Source organism: Variovorax sp. GW821-FHT09B05, assembly GCF_059418265.1.
Genome location: NZ_JBWKPN010000001.1, coordinates 1,053,215 through 1,069,234, shown reverse-complemented (window position 1 = coordinate 1,069,234; position 16,020 = coordinate 1,053,215). Strand labels below are relative to the sequence as shown.

At 66.4% G+C, this 16,020-nt stretch carries 16 protein-coding genes; 11 read left to right on the top strand and 5 right to left on the bottom strand.

Features of this window, described 5'->3' with window-relative positions; genetic code table 11:
* Window positions 1-29 precede the first annotated feature (29 nt).
* The 3 genes from AC07RM_RS04625 (at window position 30) to AC07RM_RS04615 (ending at window position 4,236) form a co-directional block, all read left to right on the top strand.
* Window positions 30-485 carry a DUF5990 family protein gene (locus tag AC07RM_RS04625; protein ID WP_495333359.1) on the top strand — a complete coding sequence of 152 codons (456 nt, stop codon included), beginning with the start codon at window positions 30-32 and terminating at the stop codon, window positions 483-485.
* A 134-nt stretch (window positions 486-619) separates the two neighbouring features.
* Window positions 620-2,959 carry a DUF8426 domain-containing protein gene (locus AC07RM_RS04620; RefSeq protein ID WP_495333357.1) on the top strand — a complete coding sequence of 780 codons (2,340 nt, stop codon included), beginning with the start codon at window positions 620-622 and terminating at the stop codon, window positions 2,957-2,959.
* Between the two features lie 2 nt (window positions 2,960-2,961).
* Complete coding sequence (locus AC07RM_RS04615; RefSeq protein ID WP_495333418.1) at window positions 2,962-4,236, top strand: McrC family protein; 1,275 nt, start codon at window positions 2,962-2,964, stop codon at window positions 4,234-4,236.
* Between the two features lie 246 nt (window positions 4,237-4,482).
* Here AC07RM_RS04615 and AC07RM_RS04610 read toward each other — a convergent pair whose 3' ends face one another.
* The 3 genes from AC07RM_RS04610 to AC07RM_RS04600 all read right to left on the bottom strand — a co-directional run bounded on the left by AC07RM_RS04610 (window position 4,483) and on the right by AC07RM_RS04600 (window position 8,004).
* The gene (locus tag AC07RM_RS04610; RefSeq protein WP_495333355.1) at window positions 4,483-4,845 is read right to left on the bottom strand and encodes a hypothetical protein; all 363 of its coding nucleotides are present in this window, start codon (window positions 4,843-4,845) and stop codon (window positions 4,483-4,485) included.
* A 108-nt stretch (window positions 4,846-4,953) separates the two neighbouring features.
* Window positions 4,954-5,781: a helix-turn-helix transcriptional regulator gene (locus AC07RM_RS04605; protein ID WP_495333353.1), complete on the bottom strand. Its 828-nt coding sequence runs from the start codon at window positions 5,779-5,781 to the stop codon at window positions 4,954-4,956.
* A 75-nt stretch (window positions 5,782-5,856) separates the two neighbouring features.
* A complete protein-coding gene (locus tag AC07RM_RS04600; RefSeq protein ID WP_495333351.1) occupies window positions 5,857-8,004 on the bottom strand; it encodes a PQQ-dependent dehydrogenase, methanol/ethanol family in 2,148 nt (715 codons plus the stop codon).
* A 227-nt stretch (window positions 8,005-8,231) separates the two neighbouring features.
* On the opposite strand from AC07RM_RS04600, the gene AC07RM_RS04595 reads away from it, so the two are divergent.
* The 5 genes from AC07RM_RS04595 to AC07RM_RS04575 all read left to right on the top strand — a co-directional run bounded on the left by AC07RM_RS04595 (window position 8,232) and on the right by AC07RM_RS04575 (window position 11,859).
* Window positions 8,232-9,677, top strand: a complete 1,446-nt coding sequence (locus AC07RM_RS04595; RefSeq protein ID WP_495333349.1) for an aldehyde dehydrogenase family protein — start codon at window positions 8,232-8,234, stop codon at window positions 9,675-9,677.
* A 208-nt stretch (window positions 9,678-9,885) separates the two neighbouring features.
* Window positions 9,886-10,176 (top strand): proteophosphoglycan ppg4, encoded by a 291-nt coding sequence (locus AC07RM_RS04590; protein ID WP_495333347.1) that lies wholly within the window; start codon window positions 9,886-9,888, stop codon window positions 10,174-10,176.
* A gap of 17 nt (window positions 10,177-10,193) precedes the next feature.
* The gene (locus tag AC07RM_RS04585; RefSeq protein WP_495333345.1) at window positions 10,194-10,868 is read left to right on the top strand and encodes a L,D-transpeptidase; all 675 of its coding nucleotides are present in this window, start codon (window positions 10,194-10,196) and stop codon (window positions 10,866-10,868) included.
* Between the two features lie 86 nt (window positions 10,869-10,954).
* Window positions 10,955-11,455, top strand: coding sequence for a helix-turn-helix transcriptional regulator (locus AC07RM_RS04580; protein WP_495333343.1), 501 nt, complete (start codon window positions 10,955-10,957; stop codon window positions 11,453-11,455).
* Window positions 11,452-11,859: a VOC family protein gene (locus AC07RM_RS04575; RefSeq protein WP_057589938.1), complete on the top strand. Its 408-nt coding sequence runs from the start codon at window positions 11,452-11,454 to the stop codon at window positions 11,857-11,859. The genes AC07RM_RS04580 and AC07RM_RS04575 overlap by 4 nt, the downstream gene beginning before the upstream one ends.
* 16 nt (window positions 11,860-11,875) lie before the next feature.
* On the opposite strand, the gene AC07RM_RS04570 is transcribed toward AC07RM_RS04575, so the two are convergent.
* Both AC07RM_RS04570 and AC07RM_RS04565 read right to left on the bottom strand, forming a co-directional pair.
* Window positions 11,876-12,232, bottom strand: coding sequence for a hypothetical protein (locus AC07RM_RS04570; RefSeq protein WP_093346578.1), 357 nt, complete (start codon window positions 12,230-12,232; stop codon window positions 11,876-11,878).
* A gap of 118 nt (window positions 12,233-12,350) precedes the next feature.
* A complete protein-coding gene (locus AC07RM_RS04565; RefSeq protein WP_495333341.1) occupies window positions 12,351-13,493 on the bottom strand; it encodes a type 1 periplasmic-binding domain-containing protein in 1,143 nt (380 codons plus the stop codon).
* Between the two features lie 229 nt (window positions 13,494-13,722).
* On the opposite strand from AC07RM_RS04565, the gene AC07RM_RS04560 reads away from it, so the two are divergent.
* The 3 genes from AC07RM_RS04560 to AC07RM_RS04550 all read left to right on the top strand — a co-directional run bounded on the left by AC07RM_RS04560 (window position 13,723) and on the right by AC07RM_RS04550 (window position 16,001).
* Window positions 13,723-14,370 (top strand): TonB family protein, encoded by a 648-nt coding sequence (locus AC07RM_RS04560; RefSeq protein ID WP_495333339.1) that lies wholly within the window; start codon window positions 13,723-13,725, stop codon window positions 14,368-14,370.
* A 2-nt stretch (window positions 14,371-14,372) separates the two neighbouring features.
* Entirely contained in the window at window positions 14,373-14,897 is a 525-nt protein-coding gene (locus tag AC07RM_RS04555) for an RNA polymerase sigma factor (RefSeq protein ID WP_296786574.1), read from the top strand.
* A 105-nt stretch (window positions 14,898-15,002) separates the two neighbouring features.
* Window positions 15,003-16,001 carry a FecR family protein gene (locus AC07RM_RS04550; RefSeq protein ID WP_398492180.1) on the top strand — a complete coding sequence of 333 codons (999 nt, stop codon included), beginning with the start codon at window positions 15,003-15,005 and terminating at the stop codon, window positions 15,999-16,001.
* Window positions 16,002-16,020: the final 19 nt, after the last annotated feature.

Below are 16,020 nucleotides of genomic sequence, written 5' to 3'. Positions count from 1 at the left end.
GCGCGAGCGCTGACTCTAAACTGCAGTCCATGCAGAACGACCAAGCACAAAGCCTTCAACTCATTCTCACTCTGCAGTCGCCGCCGCCAGGCGTCGACTTCGCCGTGCAGCGCGGCCGTGATGAGCTGGTGAAACCATTCCTCGCGACGGCAGACGCGGTGTCGTTCGCCATCACGCTGACACTTGGACCTTCGCTGGCCGATGGGGCCCCGAACTTCCGGGGCCCTTTCGCGCAAGGCACGCCCGCGGATCGATTCGTGTACGTGAACTCCGGTTTCTACGCAGGCCAGATGGGCACGCCGTGGGAACGAAGGGCGAAGATCAAGCTGGTTGATATTCCGATCGCGCTGGTGGAAAGCGCGGTGGGCAACCCGAATGCCGCGATCGAGGCGCGCATCGAAGGAACGATGAAGGATGGGGGGCCGGTGTGCGCCAGTGTTCGGGCGCCGCAGACTTCGTGGCAAGTGGTGACGCGGTCCGATTGAGCCAATGAGTGGGATTCGGGCTCCCGGCCTACCGGCTTTACATTTTCGGAAAGCTCGCGCAGCATCGAACTCAAACGCCCGATGTGAGCGATACCAAGGCAGCCCCAAGATAACCACACCATCCTCAAAGAAGAATGTTCAGTCCTACCCCTCGTTTCGAGCAGTTGCTCAGTCTGCTTCGTCAGAGTCCTTTTCCTATCGACAGAGTGGTATCCACCAGCGCTCTGTACCAGGACTTCCTTCGGGCCTATCCTGTGGAAAATCTCAAACTCCTGACTGTCGATGAGTACTGCATCGGTAAAGGCGATAACTCAAGCTTTAGCTGGTGGATCGAACGAGGACTCCAACCCCTCCTGGGAAGGTACATGCCAGGAACCTCGAAAGGTCATCAGGTGCATTGGAGAAAAGACGGCACGCTGTACAAGAATCGCAAGCTGCGCGACCTCGCCGATCAGGACGCCGTAACGTACACGATGCAAATCCAACACGCCATCGCTAGCGCAGAGCTGGGCGACCTCGAATGGGTGGACGATGATGCGCAGGTCTATTCCCGCGCCAATCTCGAGAGCAAGCGCGTCATGATCGGCGAGGGGCGAAAACTTCGTCTGTTGAGTGTCTACCATCCCGATGACATCATCCCGATCTCATCGTCCGAACATATCCGCCACTTTTTGATTGAGTTGGGCTATCCAGCGGCTCTGATTCCTTCGGTAAAGAAGCCTGTGGCACGTCTGACGCTGCTTAGAGAGGTGTATGAAGAGGCTCGGCGACAGATTTCGAAATTGACCGTCCATGGCTTCATGCAAGCGCTGTATAGCGCTGAACTCGGTTTGGCGCCTACAAAGGAGACAGCAACCGAAGACGCGAGCGCACTTGAAATGGATGTGGATGCCGGCGAGGACATCGAAGATTTCAACGACAGCGAAGCCCCGACATCGATCAACACGATTCTTCAGGGGCCACCGGGTACCGGCAAAACCCATGCCACGATTGACGAGGCGCTGCGGATCCTGGATCCGGAGTTTCTCGAGAAAAACGCCGACGATCGTGGTGTACTCAAGGAACGGTATGACGAGCTTACGGAAGCCAAGCGCATTCGCTTCATAACCTTCCATCAAAGTTTCAGCTACGAGGATTTTGTGGAGGGTATCCGGCCCGATACCGACAACTCCGATCCGGGGCAAATCAGGTATGTGGTGGAGCCGGGAATTTTTCGGCAGATCTGCGAAGCTGCATCGGGTACTCCCAAGCAAGACGTGCAACTCGGCGTCAATGCCAGTCCACGGCTTTGGAAAATTTCAATCGATGGAACTGGGCAAAGCGCTACTCGCCAATATTGCTTTGCCAATGGCGAAGCTCGTATTGGTTGGGGACATGTTGGAGACCTACGCAAGGCAGACTTGACGTACCCTGACTTCAAGCTCGGATCGAACGATCGCAGCACGCTCGGTGATTTCTCGCAGAACATCCAGCCTGGCGACATTGTGCTTTGCATCGGAAGCGCAACGGAGGTTGCTGCAGTCGGTGTGATTCAGGGGGAGTATCGTTACGAAGAAGCAGCTCCCGAAGGCGTGCGGAAGGACTACAAGAATGTGCTTCCTGTCAAATGGCTTGCTGTCGGCCTGAAATTTCCAATCACGGAGCTCAACGCCGGCAGGCGCTTCACGCTGAAGACTGTCTACGAAATAGACCGCTTCACTTGGCCTGAGTTGCGGCAGGCCCTGCTCGTCGGTGACGTGAAGATGACGGATCCGGACAAAAAACAGAGCAATGTTGTGCCCCCGCAGATCGAGCCCTATGTCCTGATCATCGATGAGATCAATAGGGGTAACGTTTCCAGGATCTTCGGCGAGCTCATTACGCTGATCGAGCCATCCAAGCGCGTCGGGGCGTCGGAGGCTCTCTACGCCACGTTGCCATATTCTCGCAAGCGCTTCGGCGTTCCGCTGAACGTGCATTTGATCGGCACGATGAATACGGCCGACCGCTCCCTTACAGGCTTGGATATCGCGCTTCGCCGGCGCTTCGCATTCAAGGACATGCCCCCACGGCCGGAACTGCTCGAGGGTGTCGTCGTGGAGGGCATCGACATAGGCAAGATGCTGCGGAGCATGAATGAGCGTATCGAGGTCCTGCTAGATCGGGATCACTGCCTTGGCCACGCATATTTCCTACCGCTCAAGCGCACCCGTACGCTGGACCAGCTTGCCGCGATCTTTCAGCAGAATGTGCTGCCGCTTCTTCAGGAGTATTTCTTCGACGACGCTGAACGTATCGGTTGGGTTCTGAATGATCCGAATGCTCCTTCGGGCGTGGAGCCGTTCATCCGGTCCGACAGCGCGAGTGGAAGCACACTCCAGAGACTATTTGGCGAGGCGAATGCCGCCAAGGTGCGGGACAACCGCTGGGCCGTCAATGAGCGCGCCATGAAGTCCCCCGCTAGCTATCAGAACATCTCAAAAATCGGTGCTTGACCATGCAGATCGTGACGGTCCGTGAGCATGCGCGACTGACCACGCAAAAGCTCTCGGCGAATGATGCTGCGCGCCCTCTTGATCGCGCTCAGATCTCCGCATCCGCCTTCGACTGGCTGTGCGACCTGAGCTCCCGTCTACGGGTCGCTGGTGCTGCGCTGGTGCACGCGGAAAATCGGACATGGCTGCGTTTAGACAACTTCGTGGGCGTGGTGCAGACCCCATGCGGGACTGTGATCGAAATTCTTCCCAAGCACTATGACACTGAGGATGCCGCGCCACGCAGTCGCCTGCTTCTTCGTCGACTCATACTCGGAGCCCTAGACCTTCCAGCGCGTGTTACGGAAGAAGCCGCACTGGAGATCTTCGATGGCCCCGTTTCGGAATGGTTGATCCGCCAATTCCTGCGTGAACTCGATGTGCTGATCAAGCGAGGCTTGCGTTTTCACTATCAGTGTGTTGAAGAGGAGGCGCTCTATCTGCGTGGTCAGTTGAACGTATCCAGACAGATGCAGCAATGGCCCGGCCGAGGGCACCGGTTTCATATTCGCCACGACCTGCATCTGCCTGATCGACCGGAGAACCGCTTGCTCCGGCGCGCGCTCGATCAGGTCTGCAAGGCAACGCAGGATCCTGCCAACTGGCGATTGGCGCATGAATTGCGTGCAGTCATGTCGGAAGTGCCGCTGAGCGCTGACATAGAGAGCGACTTTCGTCGTTGGTCTCACGACCGCCTTATGGCGCACTACGAGGCCGTTGAACCATGGTGCCGATTGATCCTAGGGCACCAGGTTCCGCTTGCCGTCGTCGGCGCATGGCAGGGCATCAGCCTACTGTTTCCGATGGAGAAATTATTCGAGCGCTGCGTCGCCAAGGCGTTGCGTCAATTGATCGTACCGCATGCTAGGCTGCATACCCCTGCTCGCTCGCAATACCTGTGTTGGCACGACGACAGCAGAATTTTTCGGCTCGAACCGGACATGCTCGTGACGCATGGCGAGAATGCATGGGTTCTCGATTGCAAATGGAAACGCGTCGATGATGAAAGGAAAAGCAAGTACGGCCTGAGTCAGCCGGACTTCTACCAACTTTTCGCATATGGCCATCGCTACATGGCAGGCAAGGGGGACCTGTTTCTGGTCTTCCCGCACGGTGCTGAATTTCCGCAGGAACGACTGTTCGATTTCGACGCAGGCATGCGGCTATGGCTTGTTCCCTTTGATATCGACGGAGCCGGATTTGACAGCGATCACCTCTCAGCGCTGCCGCTGAATTGATGATGGCAGCCTCTAGCAAACAATGGTTCAGACAAATGCGGCTGAAGTTCCGGCGACCGGATTGGTCGCAAAGGTTCGAAGGGCCCCTGCTTTTGAGATCAGACGGCTTTCAACCTGAATACCAACGATCTGTACAGAATCCACTTGGGCTCTCTCAAATATCGTGCAGGTGCCCGCAGGCTGAGGTGCATCATTCGGCAGCGCTGGGTAAGCAAGTGCTCTGCCGGAGCATCGCGCCTCGGAATGCTAGAGCCGCTTCTCTCGCAGCAATGTGATGACTTCCCTTTGCTCGGAGAGCAGGCTCTTGCAGTCGTTGTTCAAGGCCATCATCTGCTCACCGCTCAACGGCATTTCCTTCTCCAGTTCATCCACCCAGGCCAGCGTCAGTTGCGTACCGGCGCTGAGCGAGCCAAGCCGCAGCATCAGTCCTCTGACCATCCGGTTTGCATCCCTGACCTTGTCGTCGTGAGCCTCTCGCGCAGCAATGCCGAACAGATAGCTGCATCGGATGGCACGGCGCGAATCTTCCAGCGTCGGATACTGGACTTCTGCGAGAAGCGTCGGTGAGACCAGAAGGAGGGACAGAAATATGGCAACTCTTGAGTTCATGGCCTGGCTGCAGGATAAGAGCGGTGAAGGCGAATACCTGTCTGCTCAAGAACGTGTGGCGCTGGTCTCGCGCCGCGTGCTCAGCGGGCAAGATGGCCAAACATGACCTTAGTGCGACCGCGTCCCCGACATCAAATTCACCAGCCGCGCCGTTGAACTAACCCCCAGCTTGCTCCGCGCACTGCGCAACTGATGATCCACGGTGGAGAACGAACGATTGAGCCGCCGCGCGATCTCCTTGTAGCTCAACCCATCGACCGCCAGCCGAGCCACCGTGCGTTCAGCCGGCGTCAGGCTCTCAAGCAGATCGATCGCATCCCCGCCATGCACCGGTCGACCCACATCGCGCGCGCCGCTGGCCATGCGCTGCGCCGTGCTCATCACCGGCCCCAGCACCACCGCCGCAATCTCCTCGAACCGCGCCCAGCGCTCGTCGCGCGCCGGCTCGCAGGCATCCATCCAGTCGACGCACATCAGCCCCAGCGGCCGCGTGCGGTCCATGATCGGTGCGGCCATCTTCACGCGCGTGCCCATGCGCAGCAGTTCGGCGCGCGTGCTCTGGCCGAGCCTGCGCTCCTGCTCGACGTCGCGCAGCACCACCACGCCGTGCGCATGCCAGACGGTCTGCACGCCGCAGTCGGCGGCGTCGATTGCGAGGCCGATCACCGAGGGCACGTCGCGGTCGCGGCGCAGGGCTTCGGCCTGGGGGCGGTAGCAGGCTTCGTCGGGGCGGCCGAAGCCGCAGTCGACGCGGTCGGCGTCGAAGGCCTCGCGCAGCCAGCCGGCGGCGAAGCGCCAGCAGTCGTCGGGTTCGTCGAGATGCAGCAGCAGGTGCGCGGCCAGGTCGCGCGCGGGCCGCCAGCGCAGGGCGCCATGGCCATCCAGCAGGCTTCGGCGCAACTGGCGTTGCGCGGCCATCAGCTCTTCGTCGTTCATGCGCCCATCTCCGACTGCACATCCAGGTCGGCCGGATGATAGCCAGTCCGGGCAGGGCGTCGGCATGGGGTTTGCCTACTTGGCGGCCGGCCGCGTGGCCGCGATCTCCGCGCTGAGGTCGTGCGTGCGCTTGATGACGTACTGGTGCAGCAGCTGCATGTCCTCGGGCTTGAGCACGCCCGCGAAGCCCGGCATGCCGCGGTTGATGCGCGCGCCGCTCACGGTGGCCGCGAACAGCTCGTGCTGCTCGGGCTTCATGTAGCGCAGGTCGGGCACGACGCCGCCGCTGACGGCATTGAGGCCGTGGCAGGAGCCGCACAGGCCGTTGAACATCAGGCGCGCCTGCTTGATCTGCTCGGCCGAGGCGGTCAGCGGCGGCACGTCGGCGGCGCGCGGCAGCGCGGGCGCGAGCTTGGCAGGCGGCAGCTTCTGGCTGGCGCCGAGCTTGAAGGTGACGACGCGTGCCTCGGGCCGCACGCGGGCGCTCAGCGAGATCGGGCCGGTGATGTGCGGGAAGGCGCCGCCCCAGCCGACCATGAAGCTCACGTACTGCTCGCCGTCGACCTCGTAGCTGATCGGGCCGGCCATGGCGCCGCTGTTGACGGGGCTCTGCCAGAGCTGCTTGCCGTTGTCGGCCGCATAGGCGACCGCGCGGCCGTCGGCTGTGCCCTGGAACACGAGGTTGCCCGCGGTGCTCAGGGTGCCGCCGTTCCAGGCGCTGGCGTAGTCGTGCGACCACGCGGCCTTCTGGCGCACCGGGTCCCAGGCCAGCAGGCGGCCCTTCCAGGCACCGCGGATCTGGGCTTCGATCTTCGGGTCCTCGGGCAGCTCGGGCACCTCCAGGCCGAGGTTGACCACCGACTTGGTCGGCAGGAACAGCGGTTCCTTCTGCGCCTCGAGCTCGGCCATGGTCTCCTGCGCGGGCAGGTAGACCAAGCCGGTCTTCGGGTTGAACGACATCGGGTGCCAGTTGTGGCCGCCGAGGAAGGCCGGGATCACCAGCTTCTTCTGCTCGCCGGGCCCGTAGTTGCCGGCGCCGGTCTCCACCGGCCGGCCGGTCTTCAGGTCGATGTGCGAGGCCCAGTTGACCGGCACGTAGTTCTTCGCCGAGATCAGCTTGCCGTCGGTGCGGTCGAGCACGTAGAAGAAGCCGTTCTTCGGCGCCTGCATCAGCACCTTGCGCAGCTTGCCGTCGATGCGCAGGTCGGCCAGCACGATGTGCTGCGTTGCGGTGTAGTCCCAGCGATCTGCGGGGGTGGTCTGGTAGTGCCAGACGTAGTCGCCGGTGTCGGGGTCGAGCGCGACGATCGACGACAGGAACAGGTTGTCGCCCTTGCCCTCGCTGCGGAACTGGTAGTTCCAGGGCGACCCGTTGCCGGTGCCGATGTACAGCAGGTTGAGCTCGGGGTCGTAGGCCATCGAGTCCCAGGCCGTGCCGCCGCCGCCCCACTTGACCCAGCCGTTGCCCGACCAGGTCTTCATCGCCATGGCCATGGCCTTGTTCTCGGGCGGCTGGGCCGGGTCGCCGGGCACGGTGAAGAAGCGCCAGGCCTGCTGGCCGGTGTCGGCGTCGTAGGCGGTGACGTAGCCGCGCACGCCGAACTCGGCGCCGCCGTTGCCGATCAGCACCTTGCCCTTCACGATGCGTGGCGCGCCGGTGATGGTGTAGCTCTTGGTCTTGTCGAGCACGGTGTCGACCGACCAGACCTGCTCGCCGGTGCGCGCGTCGAGCGCGATCAGCCGGCCGTCGAAGGCGCCGACGTAGACGCGGCCCTTCCACACGGCCACGCCGCGGTTGACCACGTCGCAGCAGCCCTGGCTCAGCGACTCGGCATTGACCTTCGGGTCGTGGCGCCACAGCAGCTTGCCGGTGCGCGCGTCGAGGGCGTAGACGATGCTCTCGGCGCCGGTGGTGTACATCACGCCGTCGACCACGATCGGCGTGGCCTCCACCCCGCGGTCGACGTCGAGCTTGTAGGTCCAGGCCATGCCGAGCTTGCCGACGTTGCGGTCGTTGATCTTCGCGAGCGGGCTGAAGCGCTGCTCGTCGTAGGTGCGGCCGTGGCTCATCCAGTTGCCCGGCTCGCGATCGGCCGCCGCGATGCGCGCGCCGTCCACGGCCTGGGCCGCGGCCGCGCCGGCGAGGGCGCAGCCGGCCAGCAGCAGCGCGAGGCGCGCAGGCGGGCGAAGGCCGGTGAGAGCGGGCGGAAGGCGGTGGGGCATCGTGACTCCTGGTTTCTTGTCGGTTGTTGTGAGGGGGCCGGGGCCGGCGAGGGCAGGGCAGCGGCCCTCGGGATTCTGGAAAGCGCCCGCGCGGCTGGCTATCGCGAGCTTTCGCGATAGGGTTTGCCGCAGGGGGCGGCGCGGCGGGCCCTGGGGAAGGCCCCGGGAATACCCCGTCGCGAATGTTCGCGATGCCATGAAGGCGGCGGGCTCGCAGACTGCGCCCCATGAGCCTTCAAACCTACCCCAACACCGTCGACAACCGTCCGGTCACGTCGGAGCGCAGCTTCGAATCGAAGAACCCCGCCACCGGCGAAGCCATCGGCCTCGTGCCGCATTCCACGGCCGAGCAGGTCGAGCAGGCCGTGCGCGCGGCGCGCAAGGCACAGCCAGCCTGGGCCGCGCGGCCCGACGCCGAGCGCCGCGCGCTGCTGATGAAGGTGGCCGAGGTGCTGCACGGCAATGCCGAGTACCTGGCCGGCTGGGTCACGCGCGAGCAGGGCAAGCCGCTGGGCGGCGTCGGCCCCACCGAGGTGCCGGGCGCGCGCTTCGAGCTGTTCGGCTGCGAGGCCTGGACCCAGGTGCCGGCCAGCCTCGAGATGCCGGTGGAGGTGGTGTTCGAGGACGCCACGCGGCGCGACGAGATGCACCGCAAGCCCTTCGGCGTGATCGCGGCGATCGCGCCGTGGAACTGGCCGCTCTTGATCGCCATCTGGCAGATCGTGCCCTCGCTGCGCGCGGGCAACACGGTGGTCATCAAGCCCTCGGAATACACCAGCATCGGCACGCTCGAGATGGTGCGGCTGATCGCCGAGGTGCTGCCGCCCGGCGTGCTCAACACCATCAGCGGCACCGGCGAGGTCGGAGGCTGGCTGGTCGAGAACCCCGACATCGACAAGATCATGTTCACCGGCTCGAGTGCCACCGGCGCGAAGATCGCGGCCGCCGCGGCGCGCAACCTCACGCCCACCACCATCGAGCTCGGCGGCAACGACGCGGCCATCGTGCTGCCCGACGCCGACCCGAAGGCCATCGCCATGGACCTGTTCTGGGGCGCCTTCCTCAACATGGGCCAGACCTGCGCCTGCGCCAAGCGGCTGTACGTGCCCGATGCGCTGCACGACGCGGTGGTGGCCGAGCTCAAGGCGATCGCCGAGGCGATGCCGATGGGCGACGGCGCGCAGCCCGGCATCGCGATGGGCCCGATCCAGAACCGCATGCAGTTCGACAAGGTGCGCCGGCTGGTCGACGAGGCGCGCGCCGGCGGCGCGACCATCGTCTGCGGCGGCGAGCCGCGCGCGGGCGCCGGCAACTTCTATCCGCTCACGCTGGTCACCGACATCGCGGACGGCGCGAGCCTGGTCGACGAGGAGCAGTTCGGCCCGGTGCTGCCGGTGATCCGCTACCGCGACATCGACGACGCGATCGCGCAGGCCAACCGCGTCGACGTGGGCCTGGGCGCCTCGGTCTGGGGCACCGACATCGAGCAGGCGCGCGCAGTCGCGTCGCGCATCGAGGCCGGCACCGTGTGGATCAACCAGCACGGCGCGATCCATCCGATGGTGCCCTTCGGCGGCGTCAAGAGCTCGGGCTGGGGCCTGGAGTTCGGCATCGACGGGCTCAAGGCAGTGACGCAGCCGCAGGTCATCAGCCTCAAGAAGAAGCCGCAGTAGCCAACGCCACCGAATGGCATTTGCCGGCACGGGCCGGGCGTCGCGCACGCCTGGCCCGTGCCGTTTTGGGGTGTCGCGCTCCTACAGGAGGCCGCGCCGCGAACTGACCTGGCGATTTTTCGTGGGGCCTAAGTTGATCCATGTCGGGCATCCGGTCCGGCGGATCTCAACCTTCCGGCCTTGCCGGATTTCCCCAAGGAGCATTTCCATGAATCGCACGTCTCACCTGATCGCAGCCCTCGCACTCACCGCCGCCGGCGCCGCCTTCGCGCAGGGCAACCCGCCCACCACCGCGCCGCCGAACCCGGCCACCGCCGCCGGCCAGCAGAGCCCCGCGGGTGGCCCGATGGGCACCACCGGCACCACGCCGCAGAACAACACCATGGCCGCCACCCCGGCACCGGCTCCGATGCGCGGCACCGCGATGTCGCAGGACTCGGGCAGCAGCACCATGGCCGCCGCACAGCCGATGCGTCCGGCGCGCGCCGACCGCAACTGAGGCCGCGGGCTTCAGTGATGCACACAGGCATTCCGTATCCGCGGGCGGCGGCGGCAGCGCTGCTGCTCGCGAGCGCGGCGGCGTTCGCCGCCCCGCCCGCGATGCCCGCGGCCCCGCTGACGGCCGATGCCCAGCGTATCGCCCAGGCCGCGGTCGCGGTGCGCGACAACGCGGGCGGCGCCTTCGCGGTGGTCGACAAGAAGGCTGCGAGCGTCTTCGTCTTCGACGCAAAGGGCACGCTGCTCGGCTCATCGCCGGTGCTGCTGGGTCTCGCGCGCGGCGACGATTCGGTGCCGGGCATTGGCGAGCGCCCCATGGCCAAGATCAGGCCGCACGAACGCACCACGCCGGCCGGGCGCTTCGCTTCCGAGCCGGGGCGCAACACGGGCGGCGAGGACATCGTCTGGGTCGACTACGACGCCGCGATCTCCATGCACCGCGTGCGCACCACCAACAAGGCCGACCGCCGGCTCGAGCGGCTCGCCTCGCCCACCATCGCCGACAACCGAATTTCCTACGGCTGCATCAACGTGCCCGCCGCCTTCTACGACGCCTACGTGAAGCCCGCATTGGGTCAACGGCGCGGCGTGGTCTACGTGGTGCCCGAGTCTTCGCCGGTGGCCACGCGCTTCGATTTCCTGAACCCGGCGAAGGATGCGCGCGCGCCATCCGCCGCGCGGCCGGCGCTGTAGGCCACCGCGAAGATCCCCCGCACGCTCCTGCGACACAATGCCGCATGCCGACGCATGGCGGCATGTTCATCGAAGGAGACACACCCATGACAAGTGCGGACGCCGCGCCGCCCGTTCAGGACCCCGCGCTGTTGCGCCGCCTGCTGCGCGCCAAGGACCGCATGGACGCTGCCTCGCACGAGGAATGGCCGGTCGAGCGGCTGGCGCAGGTCAGTGGCGTTTCCGAGGCCCACTTCGCGCGCTCGTTCAAGCAGGCCTTCGGCACCCCGCCGCATCGCTACCTGCTCACGCGTCGCATCGAACGCGCGAGCGCGCTGCTGCGCGAAACCGAACTCTCGATCACCGACATCGCCTTCGCCACCGGCTGGTCCAGCCTCGGCACCTTCGGGCGCACCTTCCGCGACATCACGGGTGGCAGCCCGGGCGAGGTGCGCACGCGCGGCAAAAGCGAGGCGCAGGCCTTCGGGCCCGTGCCCGCCTGCATCGTCAGCGCCTCGCAGCGGCCCCATCTCGAAACAGCAGTTTCGGAGAAGCGCCGCCAGGCCGCGGCCGGTACAAACGAGGCCGAACCACAGGAGATTCCATGAGCCAAGGTATTGAAACGGTCGGTCTGTATGTGCGCGATCAGGAGGAGGCACTCGCCTTCTACGCGGGCAAGCTCGGCTTTCGCGTCCACACCGATGTCGGCAACGGCGACTACCGCTGGTTGACCGTGCAGCATCCCGAGCAGCCGGCGTTCCAGCTCGGCCTGTTCAAGCCCGGCCCGCCGGTGCACGACGCAGCCACGGCGCAGGCCTTGCAGGCGATCGTCGCCAAGGGCGCGATGCCGCCGCTGGTGCTGAGCGTCGACGACTGCCGCGCGAGCTACGAACGGCTCCGCGCCCAGGGCGTGGAGTTCACGCAGGAGCCGGTGGAGCGCTATGGCACTGTCGATGCCGGCTTCAGGGACCCGTCGGGCAACGGGTGGAAGATGATCCAGCGCGCGGGCTGAGATCTGAGATCGCGACTCAGCGCTTGACGAAGTAGTCCTTGGCGCCCGTCGCGTCGAGCACGGCGTTGAGGGCGAAGGCCACCGCGAGCCCGCGGCCATCCACGGCCTGGGCGGGTGGCGGCAGGCCATCCGTCGTCAGGAAGCTGCGTGTGCGCGTCTCCCAGCGGGCCGAGGGGTAGAGCCCCTGGTTCGGGTCCGACGCCATCAGCGGCTTGGCCCCGACCCAGCTTCTCTTGATGTAGGACGACGAAGCGGCCTGCGACGCAGCGGCTTCGAGGAGCGGGTCGCTCGCGGACTGCGCGAGCGACTCCGCGAAGGCATGGCCGTGCGACAGCAAGACGGCGAGCACGCCGGTGGACAGCAGCAATTTCATTTTTTCTCCCTGTTCGATCGTGTCGGCGCGGGGCCGACGGGCATGCGGCCCGGCGTCGCCGTGCCGCGCGCGCATCTTAGCGTCACGATCGGCGGGCCCGCGCGTGCCCCCGCGGCCTTCAGCCCACGAAGTTCCCGCTGCTGTTCAACAGGATCTGGCTGACCTGGCTGCTGGCGCGCGATCCGCCCGCATAGTCGAAGCGCCAGCCATCGAGGTCCACCGCGGCGCGGCGCTTGAACTGGGTCAGCAGCTTCGCGCGCCCGGGCTCGGTGCCCGCGCCGGCGATGACGGCGCCCGCATAACGGCCGCCGAGGTAGCCGGCAAAGCTGGTCGGCGAGGGGTCCTCGTCGAAGTAGCGCTGCAGCGCGTTGCGGTAACTGCGCACGATCGCCACCTTGCTGGTGCGCGGGTCCGGCACCACGCGCGTGAAGATGATCGGCACGCCCTTGCCGGGGCTCAGCTGCAGAAAGGTGTTGGTGTCGACGTCGGACAGGCACACCACGGTGCGCTGCACGCCCCGTTTGGCGAGCCCGCGCGTGAACAGCGCCAGCTCGATGGCATCGCCGGTGAACAGCAGGAAGTAGGGCGTGCTGGCGGGCAGCTGGCCGCCGAAGGCTTCGAGGTCGCGGCCCTTGGGTGCCGTCAGCACCTGCGCCTCGAGCTTGAGGCGCTCGGCGATCTGCGCCATGCCCGGCTGCAGCGCCGTGGCGTGAGCGGCCGTGGGATACACGATGCCGATCTTGGCCACGCCCATGGTCGCGAGGTTCTTGAGCACGTGCCGGATCTGGTCCTCGCGCGATGCGAACAGGGCGAACAGGTTTGGGTTCGCATCGAAGCGCGAATCGGCGAGCCAGGGCGCGACATGCGCGATCTCGAGGCGGCCGCTTTCCGCATGCGCGAGGCTCGCGAGCGCGAGGCGCTCTCCCACGGTGCCCACCAGCGCGACCTGCGCGCTGTCCTCGCCGATGGCCTTGAGCGCGGCCTGGGCGTCGGCGTCCGAGTCGCCGACCTCCACGGCCTTGAGCTGCACGTTGAGCCCCGTCGTGGCCTTGAGCTCCGCGAACGCGAGCCGGAAGCCGGTCGCATAGTCGCGCGACAGCGCCTGCTGGCTCGGCGACGTGTCCATGAGCTGCGTGACCCGGACTGCCGGCTGTTCGGCGGCGCGAGAACCCTGGGCGAAGCTGGCGCCGACGGACGACGCGAAGGCCATGGCCGTCGCACCACGAAGGACTTGGCGGCGGCTGGGGCGATGCAGGCTCATGCGGCCATGCTAGGTGGAATTTATGACATCGGTGCTCGCCGCCGCGCTTGCATCGGCGGGCTCGCAGGCTGTCACGAAAGTGTCGTCTCGAGTCCTTAAGTTTCAGGCCCCGGGCGATTCGCGTCGCTCCTCCCTTCTGGAATCGACGGCTGCGCGACAGGAAATGGCAGGCTCCCCGCTATTGGGTCATGTGGTCGCGCTGGCACGAAGACTGATCTCGCTGTCTCTCATGGCCGGAGCGGGCGCCGCGCATGCGCAAGCGATCGAGTCCGTGACCATCGCGCCGGGATCGAGCGAGTCGCAGATCGAATTCAACATCCCGGCCCAGCCATTGCCCATCGCACTCGACCAGTTCGCCAACGCGGCGCGGCAGTCGGTGCTGTTCGACGACGAACTGGTGGATGGCCGCAGCTCGGCGGCCGTGCAGGGGCGCTACACGCCGCTGGCGGCTTTGCATGCGCTGCTCGCCGGAACCGGCCTGACGGCGGAGAACGTCGGGGGCCACCGGGACCGGATCGCGGCCTTCGTGCTGAAGACAGCTCCGGAGGTCGCGACCCGCGATGTTCCCGCCGAGCTGCATCGCCGCTACGACGGCTCGGTGCAGGCCGGGGTGTGGAAGGCCCTGTGCGCCGACCCGCGCACCGCCCCCAGCGACTACCGCGCGATGCTGCGCTTCCAGGTGGATGCCGCCGGCCTGGTGCGCCAGGCGCGCCTGCTCGCATCGACCGGCAACCGGCAGCGCGACGCGGCCGTGATCTCGACGCTCTCGGCGCTGCGCGTCGAGCCGCCGCCGCCCGATCTCAGGCAGCCGCTGACGCTGATCGTGCTGCCGCTCGATGCGGTCGCGCAGGCGCGCGTCTGCCAGCCGGTGCCCTGACCATGGCTGAAGACGTCCTGCCGCTGTTGCGCAGCTTCCTGGTCCAGCGCTACGGCGACCTGAAGCGCCGGTTGCGCCGCACGGTGGGCAACGACGAGCTCGCCGACGATGCGCTGCACGACACCTGGTTGCGTTTGCAGCGCGGCGAGATCCAGGGGCCGATCGCCAACCCGCAGGCCTACGTGATGCGGATGGCGGTCAACTTCGCGCTCGAGGCGCGGCGCGGCCAGCAGCAGCTGCTGTCCGCCGAAGACGCGCAGGTGCTGCTCGACCTGGTGCCCGACGGCGCGGCCGGGCCGGACCGGGTGGCCGAGGACCGCTCGCAGCTGCAGGCGCTCCACGAGATCCTCGAGAAGATGCCGGCGCGGCGGCGCGACATCCTGTTGCTGGTGCGCTGGGAGGGCTGGTCGCAGCAGGACGTCGCCAAGCACCTGGGGGTGTCGCTGCGCACCGTCGAATACGAACTGAAAGCGGGCCAGGACTACTGCGCGACCCGCCTCGCGCAGCGAAACGGCAGGCCGGGATGAAGATGTCGAGAAGAAATAGTTCGGGGATTCGCCGCGCGAAATCCATCTTGAGAGAAGGCAGGCGTGCGACGGACCGCACGGGCAGCGCGAGGCGAAGGAGCTGAGATGCGCGACCTCTCCGATTCATCCGACAAGACCGATTTCCCCGAGCTGCTGCGCCAGGACGCGCATGCCTGGCTGGTGCTGCTGACCTCGGGCAAGGCGACGCAGGAGGACGCGCAGGCGTTCCAGCGCTGGCGCGCGCTCGGCCCGCGCCATCAGAAGGCCTTCGAGGAGGCGCGCGACCAGTGGCGGCTGCTGAAGCCCGCGTTCGGCAAGCTGCTGGGCACGCGCGCGGAACTCGCACGCCACCACCAGCGGCTGCTGCAGCGGTCGTCGCTCGGCCGTCGCGTCTTCCTGGGCGCGGCCGTGAGCGCCGCGGCGGTCGCGGGCGTGGCCGTGGTGCATCCGCCGCTGGGGCTGTGGACGCCGCTGGACGAGTGGAACGCGGACTACCGCACCGCGGCCGGCGAACAGCGCTCGGTGGCGCTGACGAGCCAGGTCGACGTGACGATGAACACCCGCACCAGCGTGCGCCAGGTCGCCGCGGAGGGCCGGACCGTCGGCCTGATCCTGCTGGCCGGCGAAGCGGCGGTCGATGTGCGCGCCGCCGAGCGCGCCTTCGGCGTGGTCGCGGGCAAGGGGCGCAGCCTCTGCGAGGGCGGGAAGTTCGAGGTGCGCTTTCTCGATGGCAAGGCCTGCGTGACCTGCATCGAGGGCGCGGTGCGCGTCGAGCATCCGGCGGGCAGCCTGTCGTTGCGTGTGGGGCAGCAGGCGAGCTACGACGACGCATCGATCGGCGCGCCGGTCGCGGTCGATCCGGCCGATGCGGCCGCCTGGCGCCGGGGCGAGCTGGTGTTCAAGCGCAGCCCGCTGTCCGCGGTGATCGACGAGATCAACCGCTACCGGCCGGGACGCGTCGTGCTGATGGCGCCGTCGCTGCGCCACAAGACCCTCAGTGCCCGCCTGCAGTTCAAGGCGCTCGATGCGGCGCTGCTGCAGATCCAGCGCTCGTTCGACCTGAGCGCGCGGTCGTTGCCGGGCGGTGTGCTGATCCTGAGCTGAGGGTGGATTCGATGACCGC